Here is a 16,352-nt window from a genome sequence, read left to right on the forward strand (position 1 = left end):
GAACATTGCCGAATCCATGGCTGCAAGGTGCAGTCGTTCCCACGGTCCACCCGCAGTGCAAACATGAGACAAGCAAGGCATTGCCGTCATTCGAGGCGGTACGGCCAACTTGCAAGCGAGAAATGGATTCGCTAAGCCGGAAATCTCCATTTCAGACCAAGACGAATTCCGCTATAGGCTCTCGGGTCCGCAAGATAAATCAACACTCGGTTGGCCTCAAGTAGGCGGGACGCCTCTGCACAAGAGTCGGCCACGAATCTAACGTCGTCCAATCGATGCCTTTTTCTAGTTCAAATCGACAGACAGGCCCGCGAGTCAATAGCTGCGTCTGGATGGCCTGCTCAGCGGCGGCGGTATACCCCCACGGAACCGCGTCCAAGTCCCGTAGTAGAGCCGCCAATATATCCTGATCAAGACGGTCGCCGAATCGAGCGACCAAAAAATGTTTCGCGCGGCGAAATCGAATTCCGGTGCCGACCAGTTGCTCAGCCAGGGGCAATGCGCCACGGCCCGCCACAGCAATCTCGGGGGCATGCCGCACGATCATCCCCGGCATTCCCGATAGCGTTGACGATCTCACCGCCACGACGTGCCGGAGATCATCCGCCAGGTCCGAGCGTTTGAACAGGCAGGCTGCGATCAGGTCATCGCCGACATTGTAGACGGCCCGCCCGGCGAGTTCCGAAAGCGCCTTGCTTGGCCACTTGGCCGCCAGGAAAAGGCTGGCCTGCCGGAGCGACTCATAGCGTTCGTACCACCGCCCGTCGTCCTCGGCCGCCACATTCAGCCAACGCGCATACCCGTCAATTAAGCCCCAGCAATAATCGAACCCCCTGCGCTGACAACGTAAGAGCAGACCACGAACGACTCGGCTCCGCGCTATAGCTGCGACCGTCGATGACATCGGCAGGGCGTGCAAGGCGACGTACTGCGACGCGTCCTCAAGCACCGCCCGATGCCGTATTAGCGTGGTGAGCATCGTCTTCCATTCCAACCCGTCGAAATGTTCGACGAAGGCATCGACGGCTTCGTTGGCGACATACGAGAAATCGTAAGAGGCGTCGAATAGCAAACGCGTGGCGACCAAAAAGTGCCAGAGATGCTCGTAATCCCAGGGATCTGATCCTTGCGCGTTGAGGCGGATGAACAGTGTCCAGGTACCCAGCACTTGCTCGCGCCGGATCGTCAGTGCTGGGAACATCCAAGTGCGGAATCGATCTAGGAATATCTCAAACGCCAGGATCCGCGCGATTTCGCCCTCGGGGCAATCAGGCGGCTCCGTCCACTCTACCGAGATCTGCCGCGGCGTGAACACGTAGCTCGCCTTGTGCGTTCCCATCGGAATCTGAATCTCGAGCAACTCTCGCTCGAAACGCAGAACCTTCGTCGAGCGACTACTAAACGTCGAGCAGAAGTGTTCGAGCGCTTGTACGCGTCGTGGTAGCCCCAGCGTATCAAGCCGTAGTCCCGCTAGGGAGTATTGGTGGAGGAGATTGTGTAGAACGTGCGGATTCTCGTACCGCTGCGGAGTCTCGCGGAAAACCACAATGACGTCAAACTCGAACTGCCAGTTACGATCCTGTATCTCGAATGACTCAGGGATCGCTTCATCAGTCCACTGACACAGCCAAATTTGAAAACGCTGAAGCACTACGGCATCGCGCTCAGACAGCGATCCGATGCTCAAGAATTCGATCCACCATTGCATCACTTTGAGGTAGCGGCGGTAGCTGCTAGCGTCGCCCTCCTCCACCGCGCGCACTAGCAACCCTTTCAATGAGGCGTCGTAAGTTTCGACTAGCGATCCTCTGATCTGCTCGGCGACATTTTCCAGACCGACCTCGTGCAGCGTGCCCCGGAGCGTCAAATAAGTATCGTTGAGTTGCTGAGGAAGCCTTGCCGTCGCATCGCCACCCGACACAATGCATCTAAACGACGCTACTGACTGCCGGAATGCATCCACCGGATCAAGGATTGCTGGATTATCGAGAGCCTGTCGCATAAGCAGGACTCCACTTGGGATCGGCAATTCCAATGAGCGGATGGATACCATCGCTTCGACAAACAAGCCCTCTTCAAGATCGTGCGCCAATGCGTCGAGATAGGAGATGGTATCGTCCAGCACATAAACCGGCAGTCGCGCGCACTCCGCCCTGACGAACGCGACGCTTTCAAGAATCAACACGGCGTTGTCTCGCCGAAGCGCCGTCAATTGCACAGCGGCCGAATCAAGCAGGCGCCGCAATGTTTGCGGCGGTACCCATGACGTTGATGCCTCACAGTCGAGCAGGGCCATGACGATTCGAAGGTCACCACTCGCCACCAACGTGCGTGTCACGGACGACAGTGCGAACAGCGTGCGCAGTTCGCGCTGCGGCGCATCCTGTAACACCTGGACGGCGCGTTCGTAGTCTCTCGCAAATTCAGTAAGCGCACAGCATTCGCCGGCATACCCTGGGTGCATTGACCGCCAGATTGCCGCGAGTAGAGAGGGGGACTCCACTACGCCGTCGGCGCGGTGCATCCACCTCGCTGACATCGGCTGTTCGCTACGTGCGAACAGCCGTTCCCTGACTTCTCGTGCGACCGGCAGACGACGCAACTGGGAAAGGACATCGATGCAGTCTCGCTTCAGCTCGCCGCCAGGTACCAGCACCTCAGCGGTGAAGACAAGAGCACAGTCGTCGGGCAACACCAACTCTCGGCGAAGCTCACTTTGAATTGATCGCAGCATCGTCGAGTCGCCGAGAATGCAGGCGCCGCGATCAAATACAACGCAGTCTGCTCCGGCTGGCATGCGTCGAGTGTCCATCCTGACGCAGGTAGTTCCCTGCTGGCGGAACATGATACCCGCGTGTTCCTCCGCACTGCCTTCGTCCACTATCACCACCGCCACGTCGATCTGCTCCCCTGCGCTGAGCGCAAGATACCGGCGCCAGGCGCTCATAAGATCCGGTGCCACCAGTGCGCGGCCCGAGGATTGTGCGCCCAGCATTAACAAGCTTGCTTCCACGACATCGTAGCGCCCGATCAACGCTTCACGGCATACATCGGTCAACACATAACGATCGCGAAATGCATCATCAGAATACGCCGGCCGCGCCTGCAGCAGATGCAACCGCCGCACCGCCGTCTCGCGCAGATGGCGTCCGCGCCATAGCCTAAGGTCTGAGCAAGCCGGACGCAGGACCAAGGCCGTCGCCAGCGAGCCGGTATTCTGAGCGCTGGCGAAACCGAAACCAATCGTATGCACGACGTTCATCAGCTGTGGGTTTCTCGGCATGACGGTGGTCACGGACACAAAACCAAGTGTCGTCTCGAGGCCCCATTCGCAATCGATCGCTATGAAGTCAAACGTCCGCATCAGCTCGTTACATACCGCCTCCATGTGATCAAGAACTGCCGTGTCCAAATACGGCGAATGATTGTGACCGACATCGCTGGAGACATCGATCTTCAGCAGCGGCTGCACAAAGCATGGAATTGCCTCGACAGGATCGTAACGCCCTGAAAGCGCAAGCTGGCGTCGAGCGTGCTCGGTCGATCCACTCATGGCCACAGCGGCAATGCACTGTATCAGCGCTTGTGGCTCGGGACATATCAGGCTTTCGTAGCCGCCGGCATTAACGTGATTCGTCAGGTCCTCGTTACCCGCACTACGCACGATCCAGGGCGCTGGACCACAAACGTCCTCCACGCTTCGCATCAGACGCGGAAAAGCCTCCTCAAAAGCGGCTGCGTAAATCGATACCGCATCATCCGCATGTGTCAGGTTGCCCGACACTGTGGTCGGCAATGGGGCGATTGGAAAGACGGGCAGGACAAGATTCCCCAGGGATTCGATCTTCCGAATGCGCAGTAGTCGATCTACCTTGGGTCCGTAGAGCTGTTCTTCGTCTGTAGTCATGGTTTAGCACCCAAAATTCGATGAGTGGGGTGGTGGTGCGAGGAGATGGGGGATATCAACCTCGCTACACTGTCGGTGCCGGCGCGTCTTCAATGGTCCGCGTACTTTCATTTTGGGTCGCCCAGGAATCCGCCACTCTGGTGAGCCCACAAACTCGCGTAAAGACCTCCTTGAGCAAGCAGCGTCGGATGGTCGCCCTGTTCGACAACACATCCCTCATCAAGCACGATCAAACGGTCCATCGCCGCGATGGTCGACAGCCGGTGCGCGATCGCAATCACGGTCTTGCCTGCCATTAACCGGTAAAGGCTTTGCTGGATTACGGCTTCGACTTCAGAATCAAGTGCACTGGTGGCCTCGTCGAGCAGCAGGATCGGTGCGTCCTTCAGCATCACGCGCGCAATGGCGATACGCTGACGCTGCCCGCCCGAGAGCTTGACGCCGCGCTCGCCCACATGCGCCTCGTAACCACAGCACTTGCCCGCATCGCCGAGATTTTGGATAAATGTATGTGCCTCTGCGCGCCGGGCCGCCACTTCTATCTGCGCCAGCGTCGCATCGGGTCTGCCGTAGGAAATATTGTCGGCTACCGACCGATGCAGCAGCGAGATGTCCTGCGTGACCATACCGATTTGGCTGCGCAACGAGTCCTGCGTAGCGTGTGCAATGTTATGCCCATCGATCAAGATGCGACCGCATTCCAGATCATGGAAGCGCAGCAGCAAGTTCAATAGCGTCGACTTGCCGGCCCCCGAGCGGCCGACCAGACCAATCTTTTCGCCAGGCCTGACCGTGAGGTCCAGATCGTCGATCACGCGGCGACCAGTTTCAGCGTAACGGAAGCTCACTCGTTCGAAGCATATCTCGCCGCGCGTTACTGCAAACTCGATGGCGTCAGGCGCCTCGAGAACGGAAGGAGGGATCGACAGCGTCTTGATGCCGTCCTGCACTATGCCAACGTTCTCAAATAGACCGGTCATCTCCCACATGAGCCATTGCGACATGCCCTGCAGCCGCAACGCCATAGCACAGCCGGCTGCAACGGCACCCACTCCTACTGCACCTTGTGACCACAGCCACAATGCAGTACCCGTCGCGCCAATCGTGAGCCCGATGCTCAGGACATGGTTGACGATCTCAAAGGCGCTCACTAGCCGCATCTCGCCGTAGCCAGTGCGCATGAAGTCGCGCATGGCCTCGCGCGCGAACCCTGCCTCGCGCTGCGTATGCGAGAACAGTTTGACAGTGGCGATGTTGGTATAGGCGTCGGTCACACGCCCCGTCAACAGCGCGCGCGCGTCAGCCTGCTCCTTGCCGAACTTGCCAAGTCGAGGCACGAAATAGAACAACGCGGCGACGTAGAGGACGAGCCAGCTCACAAAGGGCCATACCAATTGCGCATCGAGCGTGCCAGCCAGGATGATCATTGTCGTTACGTATACACTCGTAGTGACCATGACGTCGGCCAGCACGAAAATGGTTTCGCGCACTGCAAGTGAGGTTTGCATCACCTTGGCCGTGATACGACCCGCGAACTCATCCTGATAGAAGGCCATGCTCTGCCCCAGCATCAGCCTGTGGAAGTTCCACCGCAGCCGCATGGGCAAGTTCACGGTGAGGGCTTGATGCTTGACGACAGTCTGCAGGGACACTACGGCGATGCTGGCCACCATCGCGGCGACCAACCAAAGCAATGTCTCGCCGCGCTCGGCCCACAGGCGCGACGGCACCTGGACGCTGAGCCAGTCGACAATGTGTCCGAGCATGGCAATCAGCATCACTTCTAAGGCCGACATTATCATCGTGAGTACCGCCATGGCTGTGATCTTGCCGCGTACGCCCTGTGTGCAAGCCCAAAGAAAGGCGAAGAACCCCCGAGGCAGCGGCGATGGCTCGGTGGAAGGGAACGGGTAGACGAGTTTTTCAAAGAAACCGAGCAAAATATAGCCTCCCCGCGACAGATGACACACGTCCTACCGGATGTCGGGCAATGCTTTGACATACCAAGACAATGCGATAAATGCGCCGTTTGCGCGTCCGCTTAAGCACGCCGATTGTTAATCAACCTGGCTACCTTTTCGAAGGCGGCGGCCACATGCTCTATCGCGCTCGTATCGGCCAATAGCATGCGGTGAGGCAGAGCGATGCAGGACCTGGAAAACTCCTGCGCTATAGGCAATTGATAACAAGATGGATCGACTGCATCGGTGAATGCCTTGCCCAGTTCGAACCGGTTTCGCGAGGAGGGGTTGTAGAGACGATTCTGGTTAAGTGCGCTGTACATCGTCTTGCAGGGCAACCGGATTTCCGCGGATAACGCCGCAGCGAACCGCTCAGAACCCTGCGTATCCACAATTGACTGAGGCAACCGCACCACGTAGGTGTAGTGCGCCCGCTCCGTGGTGCGAGGGGAAGTAGCCTGTGGCAGGAAACCAAGAGAAACCAGAAAGCTATCCAGAACGGCGGCATTACGACGCCTATGCGCCAGTTGCTCGTCCAAGACCTCCAGTTGTGCCACCAAGATAGCGGCATGAAACTCCGAGAGGCAGTGGTTGTTACCCATGATCTCCGCGGTCTCAACCAGCGCCATCTCGTCTATTCCAGGCGGCTGTTCGCAGAGCGTTCGGCCGTCGGCCCTCAGATGCGCCAGACGGCGTGCGAGGCCCTCGTTGTTAGTAATCACCGCCCCACCCTCGCCGCTCGTCAGCAGCTTACTGTGCTGCATAGAAAAGGTGCCTGCCGCGCCGAAGCAACCAACATGCCGGCCGGCGTATCGGGCGCCATGTGCTTGGGCGCAATCTTCAATCAATGGAATGGAGTGCGCTTGGGCGATCGCCACCAAGCGATCCAGGTTGGCAACAGCCGATCCAAGATGGACCACAGTGATGGCTCGTGTACGCGATGTGATTGCGCGCTCAAGTGCCACTGGATCAAGGCAGCCGGTCTCGGGTTCCACATCGGTCAGGACGGGAATAGCATTGATCCCGAGTACCGCGGACGCTGATGCAACCCAGCTCACTCCTGGCACGATCACCTCGTCGTACGCCGCGACCTCGCAGGCCTCCAAGGCCATGCTCAAGCTGGCGGTGCCTGTCGAGGACGGCACGCAATACCCGGCGCCAGTGTAAACGGCAAACGCCTGTCCGAAACGCTCTTCCCAAGACGGCTGCCCACGGTATTGACCACTGATGGACCATCGGTGGCTCCCTAGCACGGCATTGATATTACGTCGAGTGTTCTCATTGCTCTGGGGCCAATTGGGCCAATTCCCGTCGTGGACCGTAGCCCCTCCGTAAATTGCTAGCTTTTCCAACATGGATGCCTCCGTCAATCAGGGTTAATTCGGTCTGCCCATGGCAGCCACGGGATCAGGCCAGCGGTAGTTCCAGATCAATTCTTTCGCTAGAGCGGATTCAATTTAAGCGGCGCCATAGACGCTCCGCATATCGTGCGGAGCCTGTGCCGACACGGCGGGCATGTAGCAGCATCTCAGAAAGGGTGTATGCACTGGTTTGTGAACGGTAGCCCCACATATCTTCGCATTTGCTTTCCAACACAACTTCGATGTCGACCGTCATGGCGGGTGTTAGGCCTTGAACGGCAAGCTGCCTTTCAAGTTCTGGGAGCGGCAAGCTCGAGCTGTAGGGAACGTCTTCGTAGTAGAGGACTTCGATGTGATGCAGCTCATCTGCGGCAATTCGTACAATCTGATGATCGACATGCCCGCCAAGGCCGCACGGAGCAAGCACGACCTGAGGCCCCCGACACGCCACGGCCTTATGGATCAAGTTCACGACGTCCTCGGTCCTAGGATCATCGGGGGCGGCGATGCTAAGTTCCGTCGCCTTGTCATATCCCATCACAAAGCTGTCCGGACACGACAGGAGGTCGTAATCGATCCGCCGTCGCGCGCAATACGCACGATCCTCCCGCTCCCGTTCTGCCGATATCGCATCTGCGGAGTTCTCGCACGAAGCCTGCGGCAGTGCCCATCCGCTGTAGCCGAAGATTGTCATGAGACGTAGATCCGCTCGCATGGAAAGCCGCGCAACGATGCCTCCTATGGAGTAGGCAACATCGTCCGCGTGCGGTGATAGCAGCAGGATGCGCCTGCCCGTCATCGACTCCAGGGATGATGGGGTCATCGCTCCTCCTTGATCCAGCGAATCGCTTCCTCGACAGGAACGACATCGTTGGCTCCGTCCATCATGCGAAAGGCTGCCTGGAAGCGCCGCTGCGAGCTGATCGACGCGGGGTCGCCTCTTCCGAACCGTTGCGAAGTGGCAGTGAGTCCTTTCTCGAAACATTCGAGCAATTCGTCAAGCACGTCGCCGGTCGCGAGCGAGACCGCTTGATTGTCCCCTTCGTATAGAAGTAGGCCCGCCGTGGCGCAGTTCGCGTACAGGGCCTGATCCAATGCCTCGGTGGCACCCACGATTTGCAGCAGTGGACCATCGCCGTATATCTCGATCGGCAGCTCCCTGCGTTGCACGAGATTACGCATTTCCGCAGCCAGGGTGGCTCCACATTGGACCAATCGCTGGTAACCGTCGTGGCTGTCCATGTAGTCCAGTGTGGCCAACGCCGCCACGATTGGGATCGTGTCAAAATAGGCGGTATAGGTAAATTCCTTCGCCGCAGCCATCACATCGGATCGGCCCACCAGGCATGACAGTCGGTGGCCATTCGCCAACCCTTTGGCGAAGGTGTACAGATCGGCATGGAAGCCGACCGTCCCTGGAAATTGGGAGGCGCACACCGAGCGGTAGCCTTGCTTGACATCATCGCAGCACAGCAGCACCCCCTCATGCCGAGCGATCTGCGCCAGCCGACGAAGTGTATCCGGTTGCAGGTGGACGTAGTCGGGCGACAAAATCACCAAGGCCGTTTGTCCGCGATGCCGTTCGAGCACCTGCTCCAGTAGTTCCGGCACAAAGTAGAAGTCAATGACTCCACTCGCATTGGCTTCCAGCAAGTAGTCGCTGCTGGCCCAGTAGTCGCCCCAGCCGTGATAACCCGCACTCACTATGACGTGCCGGCCCGTGAATTGCCGCGCGACCTGAACGGCGGCCCGGCAGGCTTCCGTCCCCGTGCTGAATAGGGCGAGCCGTGCTTCGTCCATTCCGACGTCGTCGATGATCTGGTTTGTGAGCGCCTCATGCAGGTTGCTCCAGCAGGTCGCCGATGCCAGCCCGCGGTGTAAATGGCGCGTAATCGCTGAATTCACTGCTGGGTGGTGGTGCCCGAGCGTGACGCTGCCTTTGCCATTCATCAGATCGATATACTGCTTGCCGTCCGAGAGCGTCACCGTGGCTCCCCTGGAGCTGACGGCGCGCAGCCTGGGCTGTGCGGTGTAGATGTCGGTAACGATGTGGTGAGGTCTGTCCATGTCATTCCCAGGAAAGTGTACTGATTTCGGCCAACTCGGAAGTTGTCCTGATCAATTGATGGAAATCTTCGTAGAGCGTGATGCGTCCACTGTCGCTGGGTATTCTCACGCTGCGGACCCTAGACTCGACGATCATCAGCGCAGCTAGTGACAAGCTCTCCCGGACACTCGACCAGGCAAGACCGCACAGTGATGCGAGCTGCCCAGCGTCTTCGATTGCCAGGCGATTTTCGAGAATGAAAGCTGCCAATTCCAGCTCGGGAAAGCTGATGTCACCCCAGTTCGCTTCCAGTTGAAAACGATGAAGCCTTCCGTGTTGGTCAACCTGCCAATGCCAACCGCCACTGCCATAACGCAACGACGAACGGAACGTCCTGCCCGCCCGTCCCGGCCAAGGTACCGGCTCCGCTAGAAACGCGCTTAGTGGCTCAGATATCTCCTGCAGCGGATCGCAACCGCAGCGCTCTCGCATCGTATCTGCCATTGCCGACCAGCGCGGATCAAGGGCCATGACCATAGGGCTGTGGTATGTATGGGCAATGGTTTGCCGTGCAGGGACAGTCAGCCAGTTCGCCGCTTGAAGCAGTAAGTCGGCTCGTCCCGGCTGGTTCGCGGTATGAAACTGCTCCTGGAATGATCGCGTGGCCCCGATGTCGACCGTAATGGCATAACCGTCAACTAGCCAGGCTGCCCCCATAGCGCTCATCTTCCGCACGCGCTCGAACTCCGCGCGACCGAACACGCCTTCACCGATGAAACGCAGATGTAACAGCGCCTCCCCATCAGGTCCGAGAATTTCGATCGGCGTCTTGCGCGGGTTCACCAAAGGCCGATGGCCGTTCAGAACCCGTGGATCGTTCCACGGAAGCCAGGCGCGACTTTGCCCGTAACGCACCTCACCTTGTGGGCACCGGAAGTGCAGTCGCACCCGGGCGGGGAGCGGAGGTATGCCTGCTGTGTCCCGCAGTCGTGCGATGAATTCAGGTTGTTCATCAGGTCGCAAGCATTCCCAAAGCCGTGGTGCACGCGAGTCGCGCATCACGTACGCCGGGGAGTGTGACGGTATCGGATGCGCCGTCGGGCCGTGCCAAAGCTTTCCGACGCTCGAGAACCATAGATCGACGCCGGGCTCGCGCAACTGCGCAGCTACACGTTCCATGGTGGCCCCGGTATCCGGCCGATCGTCCACCACCACGATCACGGGGGCGAATTGGTGCTCCAACCAGGCCCGAACAGTTTCTAAGCCATCAGACGTCGCGCCCCCTTCTCGTAGCCGCACCGTACACCAATGCACATCAGCGACACCCAATCCGGTCAGCACTGCCTTCCAGAGTGGAGCAAGATATGTCCCACCGGTGCGGATCCCGACAATCAGGAAGGCCCGATCAAGGCGCACCTGCGCGGTCAATCGGTCGACGTCGCCAGCAATCAACGCGAGATCGGCAAGGTCGTAGCCGCAGCACTCCGGCATCGGCAAGTGGAGCACTTTGCTCAGGGAATCGGGCGATGAGTTTTCATGGAGTGCGACACTCGCAGACGCGAGGTGATCGATGTCTTCGGACGCAGCCGCTCGCCGCCCCAGCATCACCTGTGCGGCGCGATCAGCTTCGCATTCGGCGCGGCGAAGTTGCTCTTCGAGTTCATCCATCGTGGTATCGACGAGCACGCCGTTTAGTTTTCCCACTGCGAGCAGGTCGGCCCAAAATTGCACCCCGGCACAGGCCACCAGATATTGATCCAGGCTTCCTGGGGCAGCCGCGGCACGCAAGTGGTTCAGTACTCGCCCAATATCGATGTGCATGAGTCCCACAGGGCCCGCCGGGGCAGGCCGGCTCACAAGAAGGTCGATCATAGTTATTGCACGTACCGAGAGCCGTGGTCGCGTCGAGCGCGAAACACCGACGTAGTTAGAGATCGATGACCCGCCATTGGCCAGCGCATGAAAAGCGCACTTGTCACTGACAACTTTCCTCGACGGCGATATCCTTGATCCCCGTTAAACAATCCTCAATGCAAGACTGAATTAGCGAGGCGTCGACCAGTGTCAGGGGGCTGCCAACCGGTCCGGCCGGAACCCCCAGGCCATCCAGCAGGATCATGACAACCTGGTCAGTACGAGCGTTGAGATAACCTCGCTTATTGTCCGTGCGTAGCAGGGCCATCACTACGGCGACAGTAACCCCGACAGGCAACCGAACCATCAGTCCATTACGTCTGAGTAGCTGATGATGAAGATTCCGGTCTGCTTCGCTCAGCCGCCCTAGACGACTGGCAACTTCCGCCGCCACGATCATTCCAAGGCCGACGGCTTCTCCATGCGGTACTCGCCCCTCCGCTGCTAGTTCGATTGCGTGGCCGACCGTGTGGCCATACTCGAACACAAGAGCCTCTTTCCGTTCGTATTTGTCGCCTTTCATCACATTCTGCTTTGCAAGCAAACCTGCCTCGACAATAGCCATGAGTTCCGTATCGGAATAATTTGCGTCCGACTTCAATCCACTTTCGAGCAGAGGGATGTTCTCGGTGGCCACGGTCAATGCGTTCTTGATGATCTCGTACATGCCGGACCGAATTTGCATCGCCGGTAACGTCCGCAGAAAGTTAAGATCAATCAGGACGGCTGTGGGCTTGTGAAAACAGCCCAGCAGATTTTTACCTAGAGAAAGATTCACTGCTTGCTTGAGCGAGGCGACTGAATCCGCCGCTGCAATCAATGTCGTCGGCACATGTACGAGGCGAATGCCGCGAAACAGCAATGCGGCTATTAATCCCGCGAGATTTCCGATCACCCCGCCACCCACAGCGACGATGACGCTGCCCCGGTCAATGCCAGCGTGTACCATTTTTTGAGCAAGATGCTCGACAGTTCCCAAGCATTTGCATGATTCGCCGTTATCGACGACCCAAAGGCTGGCAATAGCTTGAGCCGAAAGCTGCTCGCACAATACGCCCGCATGCAACTGACTGACCGTTCTATCGGTAATCACGTGATAGCTCGACGCACTGAGCTCACGTAAATTCGATATGATTTCCTCTAGGCATCGAACGCCAATCCATACCGGAAAGCACTCGTCTTCGAATTGAAGTCGCAAGTTACGCATAAGACTCTCTCCGTTATACAAGAGCGCTGTTAGCAACCTGGTGCTCATTGCCACCGCGCTAATCAACACAGCTATCGGCCTCCGCATTGCAGGTCAACAAAATATATGACATCACGAAGCGTCGACTCACCAATCGCACCCATGCAGGAACACATCACGCATAAGAAAACCAAACTTATTTTGTCCTTCGATCATGTGCATCACGCCGAACAAATAGAGATAATTTGAAATATTGATACACGCGAGACTACTGCGCCATCAATAACCAGAGACACTAAGTTACATATCTAATTAGCAGGAGCTTCAGCTTTCGTATGAAGACTCTTACAAGGTTTTAGGAAGGATATTACGGAGTCGTCCCAATAAAATAAAATTTTGCATTTTGCAAGTTTCTACTATCGATTTCTCTGCTAATTTAATTTAACTTTCACGAAATGGGGTGAGTTTCTTCAAAGGCGTCAGTGATAGGCCAAGTGTAGTGTTACTCCATAGCCTGACAGTTGCGCGCTACAAATTTATTGTAAAGATCGGATCATTCATTCGATAGGCTCGACAGGAATATCAGACATTTTTATTGCTTGCTGCGCGCCTCCATGTAACCACGTTAGAGGACCACCCATAATGATGACTTCTTCATTAAAGCAGCACGTCGAAGACCGTCCGCTCGGTACGTCCCATCTGCATGGGCTGCGGTCAAACACCCTGTTAGATGATCCTTTTGACGTGGTGATCATTGGTAGTGGGGCCGCTGGTGCGGTTGCTGCAGACACCTTCGTTCGAGCAGGGCTTCGCACCCTCTTGCTGGAGGAAGGAGCAAGACTTAAGGCCAGTGCGAACAATGCAGACGTTGACGCGCAGGCAGAGCACGCATTGGCTGGAAATTCCGCGCAAGGATGGAGTCCGCGGGGATGGCCATGGAGCACGCGCAATCTTGGTGGTGGCACGGTTTTCTACGGCGGTGCCTCGTTTCGGTATACCGAGTTCGATTTCGATCCCAGTGAACTCATCCGTGTCGAGGGATTACCGGTGAAATGGCCCATCGGCGCTTCCGATCTCGCTCCTTTTTACAACGAGATAGAGTCGATTCTTTCCATCGACCACGCTGGGTTTGAGTGTAGGCAAAGACAGGCTCCAAATACGCTGAGCCTGCCCGCGGAACATCTTTGGGAAGGTGCGCTCCGGCTCGGCCTGTCCCCCCGCCCGACTCCTGTAGCGATCGACCGCAGCCGGTGCGACCACTGCTCCTTATGTATCTCGGCACAGTGCATGCGCGGCGCCAAGCGAGATGTGGTGAACGCCCTACTCGGTCCCTTGGCCGATATGCCCAACCTGCTACTGCTGACCGGCGTGAAAGCCATGACACTAACGCAGGAACAGGGCAATCGTGCCAGCGCAGTGCGATGCATGGACACCGTAACTGGTAAGGTTCGTTCAATCCGTGGTCACCGTTTTGTACTGGCCTGCAACGCAATTCAAACAGCCGCGCTACTGCTCCGTTCGATTACACCTTATGCGCCAAGGGGGCTTGGCAACGACCACGATATGGTCGGTCGGGGTCTTTGCATGAAACTCAGCGAATATTCGCAGGGCGTAGTGCCTACAAACCAGCAACAAATCGATGATCATCCGATAGGTTATCGGGGTCCGTTCTCGACGGTTTGCACGCTTGACCATTATTTGGACGAGCGCTGTCCGACCGGAGTCGGCGGGCTGATCTACGAAGCCAAGCACGACGACTGGAGTCTTCTACAGGGCGATGGTTTAGTGCTACGTGTGGAAACCGTTCTTGCTGACCATCCGTCTCTCGGGAATCGGATCCGTCTATCCAGTAGTACAGACTCATGGGGCTTTCCGCGGTTGATGATCGACTACACGACGAATCCAAAGGATCTGACACGCCTGGCTTATATGGTGGAACGCTCAGCCGACTGGCTCAAGGCCGCCGGCGCGCGGGATATCCAACATGAAGCCTCAAACTTCGCAATGGGCAGCACTCACCTACACGGCACCTGCCGCGCAGGTGACGATCCGCGAACGTCCGTGGTGGATCAGGATGGCAAGCTCCATTCGCTGGATAATGTCTATGTTGCGGACGGTAGCTACATGCCCTACCCCGGTGGAGTGAATCCCACTCTGACGATCCAGGCCAATGCATTGAGAATTGCTCGCAAGATCGCTCGCGATGCAACGGGTCATCTGAGCGCCTCGCTAGCGCCGCAGCCTTTTGCTAACTGAAGATCAATCATAAAGTGGCCACACTCATGACTCCCCACTTCATTCGCCAACTCGTCATTCACACGATCTGCAATGTGACCGGCGCGTCCCCTAAAGAGGTTATGGCCATCGACTGGGTTGAATTGAATACCCGAGACTGGGAGCAGGTCTTCAGCCGGCTGGAAGCAACGCTCGACATCCAGACCGGTATGTTGACCTCGGTCGAGCGATCGTTCTCCATCGAGGCATTGATGCATATGCTGCACGCAAGGCTTACAGACAACATCGTCACCTGACCGATACATGATCGGAAACACCCTGAGTCTTGACGTGCGGCTTGACCTCACCCATGCGGATGGCCGAGGACGTCAAACGATGTGTTACTTACGCATCTCACCGGGCAGTCGCGACGGGCACGCTTATCGCTCGCCCCAGCACTCTCGAACCGCTCGACCCTAATTCATTTACCAAAGGCCTGATTCGTATGAAAGTCTTGAAGCTGACGCCTTTTTTCCATCATCCGGATGCTGACTCGTGGCCGGCGGCGTACGACTCGGTAGGTGGCATGCAGATTCAGACTTGGCGACAAGCAGTTTGGCTTGCTCAGGAAGGTATCCATCAACATGTCATGACCATCGGTTTCCCCGGACTGCCCAAGCTGCGACAGTTGCTTCCGTTTCTGTGGGTCGAGCGCATGCTACTACCTATGCCGCGGATACGGTCCGAATTCAGCGGCTTGATAGGTTTAACGCAGTCGTGGGCGGTAGCAACACTGTTTGCGCTGCTCCAAAAAGGGCGCAAGCATGATTTCGATGTCGTTCATACGCATCTCGACGGACAAATTCCGGCGCTGCTGGTCGCTTGTTTGGCGCCTCGATTGCTACGATGCCCGTTGATCCTGACGGTGCATTGCTCTCGTCTCGCGGTCTACACGCCGCATTCCTGGCTGGACATGCTTCAGCACCGTCTGGCCAGGTGGCTGGAACGCAAAGCCGTGGGCACGGCCTTCGCGGTAGTCGCCCTGACCCAACGAACCGCATCGCAACTCACACGCGATGCGCGTCATGTTGAGATCGTTCCTGACGTGGTCGACACCACGCAATTCGCGCCGCCCCAGCAAGAAGTCGTAACTGCGTTCCGCGAACATCATAATCTGCGGCGGCAAACGGTGGGCTTTGTCGGCCGCATCGCGAAAGAAAAGGGATGGCAACATCTCATCCCGCTCGCTCAAGCGCTTCGCGAGCAAGAGTGCGAGCTGCTGATCGTCGGCGACGGGACACAACGGGACCGGCTGCGGCACGCCATTAACAAGGCCGGACTGCAGGACTGGGTGACGATTACGGGCTTCATCCCCAATCATGAAGTACCCCTGGCGATAGCGGCCTGCCGTCTGATCGTGATGCCGTCAGCGTATGAAGAGTTCGGGGGCGTCAGCATTGAAGCACTGGCTACCGGCGTCCCGGTACTGGCGTTTGCCGTTGGCGGCCTTTCGGAAATTCTGCGCGGTATAACTCCCGAGCTGCTGATCGCACCGGAGGATACGCCCGCTCTGATTGCAAAAGTCAAGGCGGTGTTAGCCGGGCACCATTCGCAGAGTATCGAATCGGCTCGGTTGCGTGCCTACGTTGAACAACGTTATGCCCCATCCGCCATGGGCGCCCGAATTCTGGATCTATATCGATTGGCGCTGATCAACTCTACGAAACCTGTCAGACCATGAGTACCGCGGCGCAGCAACTAC

The 16,352-nt window shown here is 57.5% G+C and carries 10 protein-coding genes; 3 read left to right on the plus strand and 7 right to left on the minus strand.

The window, feature by feature from the left end; genetic code table 11:
- Nucleotides 1-199: 199 nt before the first annotated feature.
- The 7 genes from ACP7CJ_RS24505 to ACP7CJ_RS24535 all read right to left on the minus strand — a co-directional run bounded on the left by ACP7CJ_RS24505 (nucleotide 200) and on the right by ACP7CJ_RS24535 (nucleotide 12,397).
- Nucleotides 200-3,907 (minus strand): hypothetical protein, encoded by a 3,708-nt coding sequence (locus ACP7CJ_RS24505; RefSeq protein WP_426102405.1) that lies wholly within the window; start codon nucleotides 3,905-3,907, stop codon nucleotides 200-202.
- 107 nt (nucleotides 3,908-4,014) lie between these two features.
- Nucleotides 4,015-5,847, minus strand: a complete 1,833-nt coding sequence (locus ACP7CJ_RS24510; RefSeq protein ID WP_426102407.1) for an ABC transporter ATP-binding protein — start codon at nucleotides 5,845-5,847, stop codon at nucleotides 4,015-4,017.
- A gap of 101 nt (nucleotides 5,848-5,948) precedes the next feature.
- Nucleotides 5,949-7,223: a DegT/DnrJ/EryC1/StrS family aminotransferase gene (locus ACP7CJ_RS24515; protein WP_426102409.1), complete on the minus strand. Its 1,275-nt coding sequence runs from the start codon at nucleotides 7,221-7,223 to the stop codon at nucleotides 5,949-5,951.
- Nucleotides 7,224-7,320: 97 nt separating this feature from the next.
- A complete protein-coding gene (locus ACP7CJ_RS24520) occupies nucleotides 7,321-8,052 on the minus strand; it encodes a PIG-L deacetylase family protein (RefSeq protein ID WP_426102411.1) in 732 nt (243 codons plus the stop codon).
- Nucleotides 8,049-9,296: an aminotransferase class III-fold pyridoxal phosphate-dependent enzyme gene (locus tag ACP7CJ_RS24525; protein ID WP_426102413.1), complete on the minus strand. Its 1,248-nt coding sequence runs from the start codon at nucleotides 9,294-9,296 to the stop codon at nucleotides 8,049-8,051. The genes ACP7CJ_RS24520 and ACP7CJ_RS24525 overlap by 4 nt, the downstream gene beginning before the upstream one ends.
- 1 nt (nucleotide 9,297) lies before the next feature.
- Nucleotides 9,298-11,097: a hypothetical protein gene (locus ACP7CJ_RS24530; protein ID WP_426102415.1), complete on the minus strand. Its 1,800-nt coding sequence runs from the start codon at nucleotides 11,095-11,097 to the stop codon at nucleotides 9,298-9,300.
- Nucleotides 11,098-11,251: 154 nt separating this feature from the next.
- Nucleotides 11,252-12,397 (minus strand): 2-deoxy-scyllo-inosose synthase, encoded by a 1,146-nt coding sequence (locus ACP7CJ_RS24535; RefSeq protein WP_426102417.1) that lies wholly within the window; start codon nucleotides 12,395-12,397, stop codon nucleotides 11,252-11,254.
- A gap of 621 nt (nucleotides 12,398-13,018) precedes the next feature.
- Here ACP7CJ_RS24535 and ACP7CJ_RS24540 point away from each other — a divergent pair.
- The 3 genes from ACP7CJ_RS24540 to ACP7CJ_RS24550 all read left to right on the plus strand — a co-directional run bounded on the left by ACP7CJ_RS24540 (nucleotide 13,019) and on the right by ACP7CJ_RS24550 (nucleotide 16,331).
- Complete coding sequence (locus ACP7CJ_RS24540; protein WP_426102419.1) at nucleotides 13,019-14,632, plus strand: GMC oxidoreductase; 1,614 nt, start codon at nucleotides 13,019-13,021, stop codon at nucleotides 14,630-14,632.
- Between the two features lie 26 nt (nucleotides 14,633-14,658).
- Entirely contained in the window at nucleotides 14,659-14,907 is a 249-nt protein-coding gene (locus tag ACP7CJ_RS24545; protein ID WP_426102421.1) for a DUF6137 domain-containing protein, read from the plus strand.
- Nucleotides 14,908-15,095: 188 nt separating this feature from the next.
- Nucleotides 15,096-16,331, plus strand: a complete 1,236-nt coding sequence (locus ACP7CJ_RS24550) for a glycosyltransferase (RefSeq protein WP_426102423.1) — start codon at nucleotides 15,096-15,098, stop codon at nucleotides 16,329-16,331.
- The last annotated feature ends 21 nt before the right edge of the window (nucleotides 16,332-16,352 follow it).

It is taken from the genome of Pseudomonas sp. PSPC3-2, from assembly GCF_049897085.1.
Taxonomy (GTDB): Bacteria; Pseudomonadota; Gammaproteobacteria; order Pseudomonadales; family Pseudomonadaceae; genus Aquipseudomonas; species Aquipseudomonas paraveronii.